The sequence below is a fragment of the Mediterranea massiliensis genome, assembly GCF_900128475.1.
Lineage (GTDB): Bacteria > Bacteroidota > Bacteroidia > Bacteroidales > Bacteroidaceae > Bacteroides > Bacteroides massiliensis_E.
Genome location: NZ_LT635835.1, coordinates 264,001 through 278,714, shown reverse-complemented (window position 1 = coordinate 278,714; position 14,714 = coordinate 264,001). Strand labels below are relative to the sequence as shown.

Genomic DNA, 14,714 nt, shown 5'->3' with positions numbered 1-14,714 from the left:
AAAATAGAGGATTTCAGTCCCCTTTTACCGCCTGTTCCGAAGGATGGAAGGGAGCGGAAGGCACAAAAAAAGAGAGGGTGCATCCCGAAGGACACACCCTCTCTGCGTGTATGAAAAAAAGTTGTGTTTGAAGGGGCTTATTTGATAAGCTCGATGCTCCGTTTCACGAAGTTGTTGAGCGCTTCGCCTTTCAGCATGCCGTTCTGCAGCAGGGCCAGGTCGATGAGCTGGCGGACAACCGGGTTCTTGGAGGCGTAGTCGGCCAGGACGGCTTCCTTCTTCGTCTTCAGTTCTTCCCACTTCTTGTCCAGCTCGCTGAGCTCGTCCTTCTCGGCTGTGGGGATTTCCTCGTCCTTCTTGCCTTCGTGGCTCTTCTTCAGGTCGTTGCGGCGCTTGTTGGTGTCGTCCATCGAGAGCTGGATGGGCACGATGTCGGCTGCACAGGCCTGTTCTTCACCGGCCAGGACTTCCTTGACCAGCGGATGGTCGGCGTTGAGCACGAGGTTGAACATGTCGGGCATGTCGCCGTAGAAGCTCATGCCGGCCTGGATGTTGGCCATCTCCTTCATACGGCGCATGTATTCGCTCTGCGTGATCATGACCGGAGCGGCGCCTTCGCCCATGGCCTGTGCCACGACGTAGAATTCCGTCTTGTCCATCTTGGGCAACTGGCTCTTGAACATGGCCGAGAGGGCTTCCTGCTTGGCGGCCTCGAGCACTTCGCTCTTCTTGTCTTCCTTCACGATGAGGTTGTCGATGACGTCGCTGTCCACACGGGTGAAGCGTACCTTGTCGAACTTCTGCTCGAGCATGCTTACGACAGCGATGTCCAGCTGGCCGTCCATCAGCAGCACGTTATAGCCCTTGTTCTTGGCAGCTTCGATGTAGCTGTACTGCTCGTCCTTGTTGTTGGCATACAGATAGATCAGGGTGTTGTCCTTGTCGGTCTGGTTGTCCTTGATGAGCGTCTTGTACTCGTCGAAGGTATATTGCTTGCCGTCGGTGTCGGTGAAGAGGGCGAAATCCTTGGCACGGTCATAGAAGTCTTCCTGCGTCAGCATGCCGTAGTTGATGAAGATCTTCAGGTCGTTCCACTTCTCCTCGAACTGCTTGCGGTCGTTCTTGAAGATGGACTGCAGACGGTCGGACACCTTCTTGGTGATGTAGGTCGAAATCTTCTTGACGTTGGAGTCGCTCTGCAGGTACGAACGCGACACGTTCAGCGGGATGTCGGGCGAGTCGAGCACGCCGTGGAGCAGCGTCAGGAAGTCCGGCACGATGCCTTCAACGGAATCCGTGACGTACACCTGGTTGCAGTAGAGCTGTATCTTGTTGCGGTTCAGCTCGATGTTGCTCTTCACTTTCGGGAAGTAGAGGATACCGGTGAGGTGGAACGGATAGTCCACGTTCAGGTGAATCCAGAACAGGGGCTCGTCGGACATGGGATAGAGGTCGCAGTAGAACTTCTTGTAGTCCTCGTCCTTCAGCTCGCTGGGTTTGCGGGTCCACAGCGGGGTGGTGTCGTTGATGATGTTGTCTTCAGCGGTTTCCACCTGCTTGCCGTCCTTCCATTCCTTCTTCTTGCCGAAGGCTACGGGCACGGGCAGGAAGCTGCAGTACTTCTTCAGCAGCGAGGAGATGCGGGCCTCTTCGAGGAACTCCTTGCAGTCGTCGTCGATGTAGAGGACGATGTCGGTACCGCGGTCGGCCTTGTCGCAGTCCTCGATGGTGAACTCGGGGCTGCCGTCGCAGGTCCACTTCACGGCCTGTGCGTCTTCCTTGCAGGACTTGGTAATGATTTCCACCTTCTTGGCCACCATGAAGGCCGAGTAGAAGCCCAGGCCGAAGTGGCCGATGATGGCGTTGGCGTCGTTCTTGTACTTCTCAAGGAAGTCGTTGGCGCCCGAGAAGGCTATCTGGTTGATGTATTTGTCGATTTCTTCGGCGGTGAGACCGATACCGCGGTCGGACACGGTGATGGTGTCCTTGCCCAGGCTGACGTGAACGGTCAGGTCGCCCAGCTCGCCCTTGTACTCGCCGATGGAGGAAAGGGTCTTCAGTTTCTGCGTGGCATCAACGGCGTTGGACACCAGCTCGCGCAGGAATATTTCGTGGTCGCTGTACAAAAACTTTTTGATGACGGGGAAGATGTTCTCGGTCGTTACCCCAATGTTACCTTTTTGCATAATTCAATCTGTATATTATAGGTTTCACTTATTTTTTCTCTGACGGTAGGGGTACAAAAAAAATGCCAGTCCGCCGGGGACTGACATTTTGTCGGTATGATGGCCGTTTTACGGTCAAAGTTTCTGCATCGTCAGCTCGTCCTTGCCGTCTTCGTGGGTCACGCTGACGGTATCGCCCGGCTGTACGCCGCCCGAAACGATGAGTTCGGACAGGCCGTCTTCCAGGTAGTTCTGGATGGCACGCTTCAGCGGACGGGCACCAAACTGCACGTCGTAACCCTTCGTGGCGAGGAACTTCTTGGCCGCATCGTCCACCTGAAGGCGGTAACCGATGCCTTCGAGGCGGCCATACAGTCCCTTCAGCTCGATGTCGACAATGCGCGTGATGGCGTCGAGCGACAGCTGGTCGAAGGTGATGATTTCGTCCAGACGGTTCAGGAACTCGGGCGAGAAGGTCTTGTTCAGCGCCTTCTGGATGACGCTGCGCGAGTATTCGCGGTCGTCCGTACGGTTCTGGGCAGCAAAGCCCACGCCGCGGCCGAACTCCTTGAGCTGGCGCGTACCGATGTTGGAAGTCATGATGATGACCGTGTTCTTGAAGTCGATGGTGCGGCCCACGTTGTCGGTCAGGCGGCCTTCGTCGAGCACCTGCAGGAGGATGTTGAAGACATCGGGATGGGCCTTCTCGATTTCGTCCAGCAGGACGATGGAGTAAGGTTTGCGGCGCACCTTCTCGGTGAGCTGTCCGCCTTCCTCATAGCCCACGTAGCCGGGGGCGGCGCCTATCATGCGCGACACGGTGTACTTCTCCATGTATTCGCTCATGTCGATGCGTATCAGCGCATCGTCCGAGCCGAACATGTAGCGGGCCAGCTGCTTGGCCAGGTGCGTCTTGCCCACACCCGTCGGACCCAGGAACATGAACGTGCCGATGGGACGGTTGGGGTCCTTCAGGCCCACGCGGCTGCGCACGATGGCCTTCACCACTTTCTCGATGGCCGTGTCCTGGGCGATGACCTTCTGCTGGAGCACTTCCTTCATGCCGGCCAGCTTCAGCCCTTCGGCCTGCGCCATGCGCTGTACGGGCACGCCCGACATCATGGATACCACGGAGGCTATCTCTTCCTCGTCCACCGTCTGCCGCTGCTCCTTGAGCTGTGCTTCCCAGTCGGCCTTCATCTGCTCCAGGCGGGCGGCCAGTTCCTTCTCGCGGTCGCGGTAGGCGGCGGCCAGCTCGAAGTTCTGCGACCTCACGGCTTCGGTCTTCTGCAGGCGGGCGTTGTCTATCAGGCGTTCCTGCTCCTCGATTTCCTTGGGCGCGCTGATGTTGGTCAGGTGTACGCGCGAGCCGGCTTCGTCGAGGGCGTCGATGGCCTTGTCGGGGAAGTTGCGGTCGCTGATGTAGCGGGCTGTCAACTTGACACACGCCTCGAGGGCGGCGTCGGTGTAGCGCACGTTGTGGTGGTCTTCGTATTTCTCCTTGATGTTCTTCAGTATCTGCAATGTCTCCTCGGCGGTGGTGGGCTCCACGATGACCTTCTGGAAGCGGCGCTCCAGCGCGCCGTCCTTCTCGATGCTCTTGCGGTACTCGTCGAGCGTGGTGGCGCCGATGCACTGTATCTCGCCGCGCGCCAGGGCGGGCTTCAGCATGTTGGCGGCGTCCATGGTACCGGCGGCGGCTCCCGCACCGACGATGGTGTGTATCTCGTCGATGAAGAGGATGACGTTGGGGTTCTTCTGCAACTCGTTGATAATGGAGCGGATGCGTTCCTCGAACTGGCCGCGGTACTTGGTGCCGGCCACGACGGACGACATGTCGAGCATGATGACGCGCTTGTCGAACAGCACGCGCGACACCTTCTTCTGCGTGATGCGCAGGGCCAGCCCTTCGACGATGGCCGACTTGCCCACGCCGGGTTCGCCTATCAGCACGGGGTTGTTCTTCTTGCGCCGGCTCAGGATTTGTGCCAGGCGCTCAATCTCGCGTTCGCGGCCCACGACGGGGTCCAGCTTGCCCTCGGAGGCGGCACGGGTGATGTCGGTGCCGAAGTTGTCGAGCACGGGCGTGTCGTTGGTGGGCTTCTGCGTGGCGGTCCTTGTGGCCGACGGGCCTTCGCCCATGCCGCGTGAGCCTTCGGAGGAAGAGCGCGGCGACGACATTTCCTCCTCGTCGTCATCGTCTTCGGTGAAGCCCATGCCGGCGTTCGGATTGGCCGATTTCATCGTAAGCAGCTCGTAGACGGCCTGATAGGTGATGAAGTGGTCGTTGAGGATGGTGGCGGCTCCGTTGTTGCCGTCCTTGAGGATGGCCAGGAGCAGGTGCTCCGTGTCGGCCAGCTCGCTTTTCAGCAGGCGTGCTTCGAGCATGCACATCTTCAGGATGCGTGCTGCCGCAGGCGAGAGTATCATCTCCCCGTCGGCGGACAGGTTATGGTTTCCGGTGTCTGTCAGTTGTTCTTCGAGGCACTCCTTGATTTGGTTCAAGTTCGCGTCGAGCTTCGTCAGTGCTTCCACAGCCTTGCCCGTGCCGTCGCGCAGGATGCCGAGCAGCAGGTGTTCGGGACCGATGATGCCGTTTCCCAGCCGGTTGGCCTCTTCCTTGCTATAGGTCAGTACGTCCGAAACTCTTTGTGAAAATTGGTAATTCATTGATTTACTCCTTCTAAATTTGGGTTATAATCCGTGGCAAAGATAATGCAAACCGAGAGAAGTACAAAAGTGGAAAACAAAGTTTTCAACTTTTTACTTCCGAGGTGCAGCCTATCTTATTCAAAGTAGTGCAAACCGAGAGAAGTACAAAAGTGGAAAACAAAGTTTTCAAGCTTTCACTCCCGCGATGCAGCCTATCTTATGTAAAGATACACATTTTTCATGTTATCCATTGCCATTTTATGGATATTCAACAAATTTTATGCCAAAAATTTCCTTCACCTGCCCGCAACGCTCCTTTGGGAATGCAATCTGACACAAAATCCAGAAAAATAGTTTTCTTGTGCTGCCAAAACGAGCTTCTTGACACCCGTGTTTTTCGGAAAGGCGGAAATAGAAGGAATTGGGAGCTGAAAATGACCCTTTTCCAGCCGCAGCGTATCTTTTTCGAGGGAAAACAATGCCTTTTCCGAGGGAAAACGTTGCTTTTCCCCAGCCCAAACATACACTCCGAGCTGGGAAAACATGCACTTCAGGCTGGGAAAACATCTACTTTGGCCCGCCAAAGTGCCACTTTAGCTCGATGAAAAGGGGTGTAATGCGCCGAAAAGGCCGTTTCGGGCCTTCGGGAAACAGCTTTCCGCCCCTCCGTTTCCCTCGTTGAAATGTAAAGATTTCGATATCCTTCTGTGTATAAGACGATAAGCCCCTTCACGTTTCAAAATTTGCCGCCGAGCCTTACCTCGGTCAGAAAGAAACGATTCTCGGCGGGTTGGAAAGACAAAATGTCAGATTGTCAAATTTGCTTTTTTATATAAGACAGGATGCGGCTCGGCAGAGTCAAATCGAAAAACTTTGTTTTTCATTTGCCTTTGCTCTCGCCTTTCACTATCTTTGAACACTGACAAATATGGTTTTATGGGTAATTCTTTCAACTATATTCTACTGACCGCCCTCCTGTGCCTCTTCTCCTGTGTGGCGGAGCGGAAGCCCGACAACGCCTTTGCGCCGGACCTGCTGGGCGAGGCCGTAGTGGAAATCCGCTATTCCCAATTCGTGGACAGCTTGGAGTATATCCCGCTGGAAACAACCGACGAATGCCTGATAGGAAAGATAAAGGACGTGTATATCGGCAAGGAACGGGTGTTCGTCCTCGACGGCAAGACGCAGAGCGTCTGAAATTGAGATACACCTTATATAATATGCCAGGCCTCCCGTACACTTTCCCCCGAGCCACGCACGTCGTCATTCCGTCCACTTCCCTTCTGAAACTTTCTCCCCGAAATGTTTTCGTATGTCGTAAAAAAGCAGTACTTTAGCGTGGTTTTTCACGAACCGTGCAATGTATAATTAATTATCTTTTTAAATGCTTGAACAAGACAGAATTATAAAGATTAACATCGAGGAGGAAATGAAGTCATCGTACATTGACTACTCCATGTCGGTCATTGTTTCGCGTGCCCTTCCGGATGTTAGAGATGGTTTTAAGCCCGTTCACCGCAGAATTCTCTACGGTATGATGGGGCTGGGAAATACGTCGGACAAACCTTATAAGAAATCGGCCAGAGTGGTAGGTGAGGTGCTGGGTAAGTATCACCCGCACGGCGACTTGTCCGTCTACGGCGCACTGGTACGTATGGCACAACCGTGGGCCATGCGCTACATGCTGGTGGACGGCCAGGGCAACTACGGCTCGGTGGACGGCGACAACGCAGCGGCCATGCGTTACACGGAGTGCCGCCTGCAGAAGATTGGCGAAGACATGATGCAGGACCTCGACAAGGAGACCGTCGACATGCAGAACAACTTCGACGACTCCCTCCAGGAGCCTACCGTGATGCCTACACGCATCCCGAACCTGCTGGTGAACGGTGCCTCGGGTATCGCCGTCGGCATGGCCACCAACATGCCCACGCATAACCTCTCGGAGGTAATCGACGCCTGCGTGGCCTACATCGACAACAACGACATCGAAATAGAGGAGCTGATGAACTACGTCAAGGCTCCCGACTTCCCCACAGGAGGTTACATCTACGGCATGAGCGGCGTGCGCGAAGCCTATCTGACAGGACGCGGTCGCGTGGTGATGCGTGCCAAGGCCGAGATTGAGGCCGGACAGACGCACGACAAGATTGTCATTACCGAAATACCCTACGGCGTGAACAAGGCCGAACTCATCAAGAGCATCGCCGACCTGGCCAACGAGAAGAAAATCGAAGGCATCTCGAACGCCAACGACGAGTCCGACCGCGAAGGTATGCGCATCGTCATCGACGTGAAGCGCGATGCCAACGCCAGCGTGGTGCTGAACAAGCTCTACAAGATGACGCAGCTGCAGACGTCGTTCGGTGTGAACAACGTGGCACTGGTACACGGACGTCCGCGTCTGCTGAACCTGAAGGAACTCATCAAGTACTTCGTGGAGCACCGTCACGACGTGGTAATCCGTCGCACGCAGTTCGACCTGCGCAAGGCCAAGGAACGTGCCCACATCCTGGAAGGCTTGATTATCGCTTCGGACAACATCGACGAAGTGATCCGCATCATCCGTGCCGCCAAGACGCCCGCTGATGCCATCACGGGGCTGATGGATCGCTTCCAACTGACTGAAATCCAGAGCCGTGCCATCGTCGAGATGCGTCTGCGCCAGCTCACCGGCCTGATGCAGGACCAGCTGCACGCCGAGTACGAGGAAATCAAGAAACAGATAGCCTATTTGGAGGAAATCCTGGTGAACGACGAGCTTTGCCGCAAGGTCATCAAGGACGAACTCATCGAGGTGAAAGAGAAATATGGCGACGCCCGCCGCTCCGAAATCGTATATGCTTCCGAGGAATTCAATCCCGAGGACTTCTATGCCGACGACGAGATGATCATCACCATCTCGCACTTGGGCTACATCAAGCGTACGCCGCTGAGCGAGTTCCATGCGCAGAACCGCGGTGGGGTAGGTTCGAAGGGCTCCGACACGCGCGACGAGGACTTCGTGGAGCATATCTATCCGGCCACGATGCACAACACCATGATGTTCTTCACCCAGAAGGGCAAGTGCTACTGGCTGAAGGTGTACGAAATACCCGAAGGCTCGAAGAACTCGAAGGGACGCGCCATCCAGAACCTGCTGAACATCGACTCCGACGATGCCGTCAATGCCTACCTGCGCGTGAAGAACCTGAACGACCAGGAGTTCATCAACAGCCATTACGTGCTGTTCTGCACCAAGAACGGTATCATCAAGAAGACCCTGCTCGAGCAGTATTCCCGTCCGCGCCAGAACGGTGTGAACGCCATCACCATCCGTGAAGACGACCGCGTTATCGAGGTGCGCATGACCAACGGTGACAACGAAATCATCATTGCCAACCGCAACGGACGTGCCATCCGCTTCCACGAAAGCGCCGTACGTGTCATGGGCCGTACCGCAACGGGTGTGCGTGGCATGACGCTCGACGAAGACGGACAGGACGAAGTGGTAGGTATGGTTTGCATCAAGGACCCTGAAACAGAAACCATTATGGTGGTATCGGAACAGGGTTACGGCAAGCGTTCGGACATCGAAGACTACCGCAAGACCAACCGTGGCGGCAAGGGTGTGAAGACCATGAACATCACCGAGAAGACCGGCAAGCTCGTGGCCATCAAGTCCGTGACCGACGAAAACGACCTGATGATCATCAACAAGTCTGGCATCACCATCCGTCTGAAGGTGGCCGACGTGCGCATCATGGGCCGTGCCACGCAGGGTGTGCGTCTCATCAACCTGGAGAAGCGCAACGACGAGATCGGTTCCGTCTGTAAGGTGACTTCCGAGCCTGAAGAGGACATTGAGGAAGAGACGGGAGCAGGAGAGAACAACTTGCCCGAAAGCAACGATGATCATGTTGAAAACTCTGAAAATCAAGATATAAATGAATAAGAATAGACAACATATTTCTAATTTAAACTTTTCTACAATCATGAAAAAAGTATTATTGTCAGCAGCCTTGCTGCTTGTGGCAAGCTTTGCTTTTGCACAAGAAAAGACAGTCAAGGAAGCTAAGAAAATTGCCAGTGCAGTACAACCGGACTTTGCAAAGGCTGAAGAACTGATCAACCAGGCTTTGACAAATCCTGAAACAAAGGATCAGGCAGAAACCTGGAACGTAGCCGGCTTCATCCAGAAGAGAAGAAGCGAGAAGGAAATGGAGAACGCTTACCTGAGAAAGCCTTACGACACACTTCAGGTGTACAACAGCGCATTGAACATGTGCCAGTACTACTTCAAGTGCGATGAACTGGCCCAGATTCCCAACGAAAAGGGTAAGATCAAGAACAAGTACAGAAAGGCCAATTCGAGCGCCATTTTGGGCGAACGCGGCAACTTGATCAACGGTGGTATCCAGTACTACAACATGTATCTGGACGGCGAGAACAAGGACTATGGAAACAAGGCCCTGCAGTTCTTCGGTACATACGTTGACATCGCAGGAAGCCCCATGTTTGCTGATAATGAAGTGGTTAAGGCTGATACGTTGATGCCGCAGATCGCTTACTACGCAGCTATGGTAGCCACTCGTCTGGAAGATTATCCTGCCGTATTGAAGTATGCTCCGTATGCCAAAGACGACAAGGAAGTGGGCAAGTATGCCATGGAATTCATTTCTTCTGCCTTGAAGGCACAGGGCGATACAGCCAAGTGGGTAGCTTCTCTGCAGGAAGGTGTACAGAAGTATCCTGACCACCAGTTCTTCTTCGGAAACTTGATTGACTATTACAGCAACAACAACAAGTATGACGAAGCCATGAAGTTTGCCGATGACATGCTCGCCAAGGATCCGAACAACACGTTCTATCTGTATGTAAAAGGCTATCTGTACCACAACCAGTACAGCATGCTGAAGGACCAGAAGAAGGATGCCGAAGCTGCTGCTGCCCTGGATAAGGCTATCGAATTCTACAACAAGACAGTAGAAATCGATCCGAATTATGCTGAAGCTTATTCTAACTTAGGTCTGGTTTACTGCCTGCAGGCTCAGGATTTCTCTGAGAAGGCTACAACCGATGTGAATGATCCCAAATACAAACAAGATCAGGAAACACTGAAAGCTTTCTATGAAAAGGCAAAACCGAACTACGAGAAGGCAAGACAACTGCAACCCGAAAAGAAGGAATTGTGGCTGAACGGTCTTTACAGAGTTTACTACAACCTGCAGATGGGTCCTGAATTCGAGGAAATCGAAAGCCTGATGCAATAAGGAAACTTTTGCTTGAAGCATAAGGATAAAAAAGTCCCCGGCCCAGATTTTACATGGGTCGGGGACTTTTTCTTTTTTGGGCACTGCTTTTATGTACTGCTTCAAAAGTATGGATAGGGCGAGCCAAGTTTCTTGTTTTGAGTATTCTGCTATTATATATTAAACATAATCGTGATTATTTCCTTTTTATACGTGTTTTGTTTCTATCAGCTCGGTCGTCCGTAGATAACCAGCAACGGTGTATCGGAATGGAAAATCATCTTTCGTGCTATTCCTGGATTGAACAACCGCGAAAAGATGTTTCTTTTATAAGAAGCCAGTGCGATGACGTCAATGTGGTGCGACTTGATATAATGGTCGAAATTGGTCAGGAAATTATCGTTCTGCACAACGTCGTATTGGATTTCGAGGTCGGGATATTGTTTATGAAAATATTCCTTGATACCTCCAAGTTTAATCTCGTTCCATGTATCCTTGGTGTCGGACAAATGAATCAAGGACATTGAGAACTTGAAGTCCTTCAGACTTTTGATCAGCAGGTCGAATGCAATGAGGTCGCGTTGGTCAAAGTTGGTGATAAAGGCAAATCGTTTGGCTTCGGACAACTGTTTGATAACGGCCCTGTCAGGAATGGCCAATACCGGCGTACGTGCTCTTTCTATTACTTCGGCCGTTACGCTTCCTATCAAGTCAATGTCTTTCTGATCTTTGCCACGGGTTCCCATAATGATGATGCGCGGTCTGATTTCCTTTGAATAGCGGATAATTTCTTCTTCTGGTATGCCTTCGCGTAGCGTACAGGTATATTGGATGTCGGGAAATTCGCCGGATTCCACTTTCGCCTTAATCTTCTCGGACAAGGAATTCAGGTCTTTATGGACTCTCTGCAAGATTCCCTTGACATGTTCTTCGTCACCATGGTGGTAATTGAAGATGTCGCCATACGGCAGTGATGTGGCATAAATCGGTGTGAAATAGACATGTAGCAGTACGACTTCGGCACCTACATGTTCGGCAAACCGGAAACCGAATTCGCAGGCTTTCAGCGAATAGCTGGAGAAGTCTACGGGTATCAGAATCTTGTTGCTGGTCGTAGCGACGTGTGGAGCTTTTCCACCTGCCACTTCTTCGGACAACCAGGCAGAACTCTCCGTAATCTCCAGAGCACGCGGCAGGTCACTCTCCTTGATGCGCACACGAACACCCGAAGAGACAACCGGCTGAATCTGGTTGATGTTGTGAATGTAGGTCTCAATACCTTCGTTTTCAAGCACATTCTTCAATATTTGCGCTTTGGCATACGTCAGGATGGCGAGGGTTACTAATTTGTCTTCCATATCGGTATCGTTTATCTGTTAATATTCCGGTCTTATAAAAAATAGGCACGAATTACACTGATAACACGGATTGTATGATCCGCGAAATCCGTGTAGTCCGTGCCTATAAGGAAGCTGCCGCTGCTTTGAAGAACTCTTTTCTCAAAGCGGACAAGAAACACTTCAGGCTTCTACGGGTTGTTTATTTTCATTGGCTATTTCATCCAAAATTTGCAGAGCCCTGTCGAGCACAGTCGTGTCATCGATCATGACCAGTCCGCCGTCTGGTCCCGGCTCCAGATGAATGCCTACGCTTTTGCCTTCCTTGAAGTTGTGACCGCCGAAGAAGTTTCTTACCGTGTCAACGCTCAGACCTAATTCATCGGCGATTCTATGCATGCTTCCTGTGGGTAAAGAGTCTTTGATTTTACGCAACTCATTAAATGTTATTGTTCTCATATACATAAACTTAATGGTTAATACTCTGTTTTTATTGTTATCGCGGTATAAACTTAAGGAAAAAAAAAGATAAAACAAACTTTTTCCCCTGTTTTTTTATCATTTTGCCAATAAAAAAAGCCCGAACTTCCTTTTCTTATGAGGAGGTTCAGACTTTTCAAATAAAAATGTAAACCGGATGTGTCAGATGACTTCGACGGTGGAAGTAGGCACCCACCCTACCTTACCGTCTTCCAGACGAATTTCTTTCCACTCACGCATGCTGTTATCCTTAATTTCGACCTTCCGGCCTTCGTGCAGGATGAAAAGGCTGGTACCGCTTTCGCTGGGAGTGCTGCGCACAGTGACGCTCGGCGATAGGATGATGGCATCTTTCCGCTCGGTGAGGTAACTTTTCTGTGTAGAAGCGAATATATTGGCCACAATGACAACAATCAGAAATACGATGGTACCGGCAAATCCTGTTTTTTTCCATTTTACCTGTTGAGTAAAGAAAAAGACGGAAAGGGAAACGAGCAAAAGCAGGAAAGCTACAATGGCCGTGCGTGCCCAGGCGTCCGAACTTTGACAATTGATGAGTGACTTGATCCAGGTTACGAAGAATATTTCGGGAACCGGTTCCACCTTGTCTATCGCCTTGGAACGGGCGATTTCCAGATTGGCACGTATGTCCGCATTGCCCGGACTTAACAGCAGGGCTCGTTCGTAGTTCAGAATGGCCCGTGCAATATTGTCAGCTTTATAGTAGCTGTTTCCCAGATTATAATATATCTCAGCGGATTCTCCCTGTTGCAGCAGACTTTCGTAAATCTGGATGGCTGCTGCAAAGTCGTTGCGGATGTAGGCGCTGTCGCCTTCCGCCTTAGTGGCATTGCTGATTTGCTTGGCTGCCGAGAATTCCCGCTGCGTTACCAGTGTGCTGTCCGCTTCGGCCGTAATTGCGGTACTGTCTGCCGGCTGAATGTCATCTTGAGCCCATACGGCTGCCGATGTCATCAGAATGAGGGTAAATATCCATATTTTTTTCATACTGTGTACTCCTCTCTTAATGTTTGATAGAATTTTCCATTTTGCTGATTACCTCGAGCGAATCGGTGTAGACCTTATCCATGGCCTGGTTGGCGTCACCCGGTGCGAAGCGGGCGAATTCACAACTGTTCAGGGCGTTCAGGAATTCCTTGATCAGGTCTTCGGCCACACCATATTTACGTAGTTCTTCCTCGATATTGTCTTTGGACAACTGGGATACCGGAATGCTCAGCTTGTCGCTGATGTATCCCCACAGGGCTTTCAGCACTTCATCGTAGAAAGCGTCTTTCTCATTGGCGGCCAACAGCTTTCCGGCCTGTTTCATACGCTTCACGGCTACCTTGTTGGCTTTCTTTGTGCGTACCTTTGCGACATTGGCATTAGCGGCAATCTGCTTGCGGTATATCAGGAAACAAGCGATAAAAATCAGTCCCGGTATGATGTAGAACAGCCAATATCCCATGGAACCGAAGAAGTATTCACCCTTGGGAGACAGCTTCACGTCATTCTGCTTGATGAAGCGGATATCTTCGTTCAGCACCTTCAGATCCTCCTTGTTGGTGAAGTTGGCAATGGTCTGACTGGCATTTCCTGCCCCCTTCTCCACTTGTACGGTATATTCTTCGGTGGTCAGCGTCTTGTACGAACGCGACTTGATATCGAAGTAGCTGAACTTGATCGCCGGAATCTTATAGGTACCTGCATTTCTCGGAATAGCCAGATACTCAATCACTTTATTTCCGGAAAGTCCTGCATTGGTCAGTCGGAACTTGCTGTCCACTTTCGGATCATATACTTCGAAGTCTTCCGGGAACTTCACTTCCGGCTCTCCAACCAGCTTCAGGTTTCCTGTTCCTGAAATGACCACTTTGACCGTAATGGCATCGTTGGTCTTGACCTTCGTACTGTTGATGCTGGAAGAAATGTTGAATTCCCCTACTCCTCCGCTGAAGTCGGCCGGCTTGCCTGCCGGAAGTGGTTTGACATCAATGGTCAGCTTGGGAGTCATCAATGTTTTCTTGATCTGGATGCTTCCTGCGCCACCATTGAAGAAGGCCTCGAACGGATCGTCTATAGCATCCATCTTTTCAATGGAAGCGTCAAAACGGGCGGCATCGATGGTCAATTTGCCCGACTGTTGTGGGAAGAGTACAAACTGGCGGTAGATGGTGGAGTGATAGTTACGTCCCTTGTAGTGCTCCAGTCCCCAGCGGCGGTCGTTGGGAAGCTCCACTTCCTGTGAATGGAACCCTTTGAAATCGGGCAGTTTCACGTTGTCGAACCCTCTCAGATCAACTACGGTATATATCTTGTAAGTCAGCAGAATGGCCTCCTGCTCGTAGGCAGTTGTCTTGCTGGCAGTAGCAGTGATAAACAGATCGTTGTTCGAAATAGAGGTACCGGACGAACTGCTTCTGCTTGTACTTTGGGCGTTTCCGCTCTGTGAGCTGTTAGCCTTGTCAGCAGGAAGCACCTTGATCTTCACTGAATTGGACAGCATCTGATCACCATTGGCCGTGATGGTAGCCCCTGGAATGGTATATTCGCCTTCCTTTTGAGCCAGCAGGATGTAGGTGAATGTCAGGGTTTCCGTTGTATTGCCGTTGATGCTCTGCATGCTGTATGAACGGCTGGGACCCATCAATACATCAAATCCTTTTATGGAAGGCGCCCGGAAGTTTTTCACTTTCTGCGTATTTACCGTGTAAGATAGCCTGAACTGGTCGCCCACGGCCACAGCATCCGGTGCCGATGCGGTGAAAGTCACCTTATCATCGGCGTATGCCTGCACGGTCAAGGCGAGCAACGCTATCCATAAGCAAACTATTTTTCTCATATAT

General features: G+C 51.8%; 9 protein-coding genes. 3 read left to right on the top strand and 6 right to left on the bottom strand.

Translation table 11 applies throughout. The annotated features are described in order from the left end of the window. Positions 1 to 137: 137 nt before the first annotated feature. Together htpG and BQ7483_RS03490 are read right to left on the bottom strand one after the other, a co-directional pair. The gene (htpG, locus tag BQ7483_RS03495; protein ID WP_072544821.1) at positions 138 to 2,186 is read right to left on the bottom strand and encodes a molecular chaperone HtpG; all 2,049 of its coding nucleotides are present in this window, start codon (positions 2,184 to 2,186) and stop codon (positions 138 to 140) included. A gap of 114 nt (positions 2,187 to 2,300) precedes the next feature. Beyond that, positions 2,301 to 4,835 (bottom strand): ATP-dependent Clp protease ATP-binding subunit, encoded by a 2,535-nt coding sequence (locus tag BQ7483_RS03490; protein ID WP_072544820.1) that lies wholly within the window; start codon positions 4,833 to 4,835, stop codon positions 2,301 to 2,303. A 918-nt stretch (positions 4,836 to 5,753) separates the two neighbouring features. On the opposite strand from BQ7483_RS03490, the gene BQ7483_RS03480 reads away from it, so the two are divergent. The 3 genes from BQ7483_RS03480 (at position 5,754) to BQ7483_RS03470 (ending at position 10,069) form a co-directional block, all read left to right on the top strand. Then, on the top strand, positions 5,754 to 6,014 hold the full coding sequence (locus tag BQ7483_RS03480; protein ID WP_022019893.1) for a 6-bladed beta-propeller: 261 nt from the start codon (positions 5,754 to 5,756) through the stop codon (positions 6,012 to 6,014). Positions 6,015 to 6,201: 187 nt separating this feature from the next. Next, positions 6,202 to 8,751 carry a DNA gyrase subunit A gene (gyrA, locus tag BQ7483_RS03475; RefSeq protein ID WP_072544818.1) on the top strand — a complete coding sequence of 850 codons (2,550 nt, stop codon included), beginning with the start codon at positions 6,202 to 6,204 and terminating at the stop codon, positions 8,749 to 8,751. 40 nt (positions 8,752 to 8,791) lie between these two features. After that, positions 8,792 to 10,069, top strand: a complete 1,278-nt coding sequence (locus BQ7483_RS03470) for a tetratricopeptide repeat protein (RefSeq protein ID WP_022019891.1) — start codon at positions 8,792 to 8,794, stop codon at positions 10,067 to 10,069. Between the two features lie 206 nt (positions 10,070 to 10,275). Here BQ7483_RS03470 and BQ7483_RS03465 read toward each other — a convergent pair whose 3' ends face one another. The 4 genes from BQ7483_RS03465 to BQ7483_RS03450 all read right to left on the bottom strand — a co-directional run bounded on the left by BQ7483_RS03465 (position 10,276) and on the right by BQ7483_RS03450 (position 14,710). Next, complete coding sequence (locus BQ7483_RS03465; protein WP_072544816.1) at positions 10,276 to 11,406, bottom strand: universal stress protein; 1,131 nt, start codon at positions 11,404 to 11,406, stop codon at positions 10,276 to 10,278. Positions 11,407 to 11,568: 162 nt separating this feature from the next. Continuing rightward, positions 11,569 to 11,850, bottom strand: a complete 282-nt coding sequence (locus BQ7483_RS03460; protein WP_204245998.1) for a DNA-binding protein — start codon at positions 11,848 to 11,850, stop codon at positions 11,569 to 11,571. Between the two features lie 177 nt (positions 11,851 to 12,027). Further along, on the bottom strand, positions 12,028 to 12,873 hold the full coding sequence (locus BQ7483_RS03455) for a tetratricopeptide repeat protein (RefSeq protein WP_072544815.1): 846 nt from the start codon (positions 12,871 to 12,873) through the stop codon (positions 12,028 to 12,030). 16 nt (positions 12,874 to 12,889) lie between these two features. Beyond that, positions 12,890 to 14,710, bottom strand: coding sequence for a BatD family protein (locus tag BQ7483_RS03450; protein ID WP_072544814.1), 1,821 nt, complete (start codon positions 14,708 to 14,710; stop codon positions 12,890 to 12,892). Positions 14,711 to 14,714: the final 4 nt, after the last annotated feature.

What these genes read in the sequence shown, in the direction of transcription:
- htpG (WP_072544821.1), bottom strand. Translation starts at nt 2,186, where the DNA reads ATGCAAAAAGGTAACATTGGGGTAACGACCGAGAACATCTTCCCCGTC.
- BQ7483_RS03490 (WP_072544820.1), bottom strand. Translation starts at nt 4,835, where the DNA reads ATGAATTACCAATTTTCACAAAGAGTTTCGGACGTACTGACCTATAGC.
- BQ7483_RS03480 (WP_022019893.1), top strand. Translation starts at nt 5,754, where the DNA reads ATGGGTAATTCTTTCAACTATATTCTACTGACCGCCCTCCTGTGCCTC.
- gyrA (WP_072544818.1), top strand. Translation starts at nt 6,202, where the DNA reads ATGCTTGAACAAGACAGAATTATAAAGATTAACATCGAGGAGGAAATG.
- BQ7483_RS03470 (WP_022019891.1), top strand. Translation starts at nt 8,792, where the DNA reads ATGAAAAAAGTATTATTGTCAGCAGCCTTGCTGCTTGTGGCAAGCTTT.
- BQ7483_RS03465 (WP_072544816.1), bottom strand. Translation starts at nt 11,406, where the DNA reads ATGGAAGACAAATTAGTAACCCTCGCCATCCTGACGTATGCCAAAGCG.
- BQ7483_RS03460 (WP_204245998.1), bottom strand. Translation starts at nt 11,850, where the DNA reads ATGTATATGAGAACAATAACATTTAATGAGTTGCGTAAAATCAAAGAC.
- BQ7483_RS03455 (WP_072544815.1), bottom strand. Translation starts at nt 12,873, where the DNA reads ATGAAAAAAATATGGATATTTACCCTCATTCTGATGACATCGGCAGCC.
- BQ7483_RS03450 (WP_072544814.1), bottom strand. Translation starts at nt 14,710, where the DNA reads ATGAGAAAAATAGTTTGCTTATGGATAGCGTTGCTCGCCTTGACCGTG.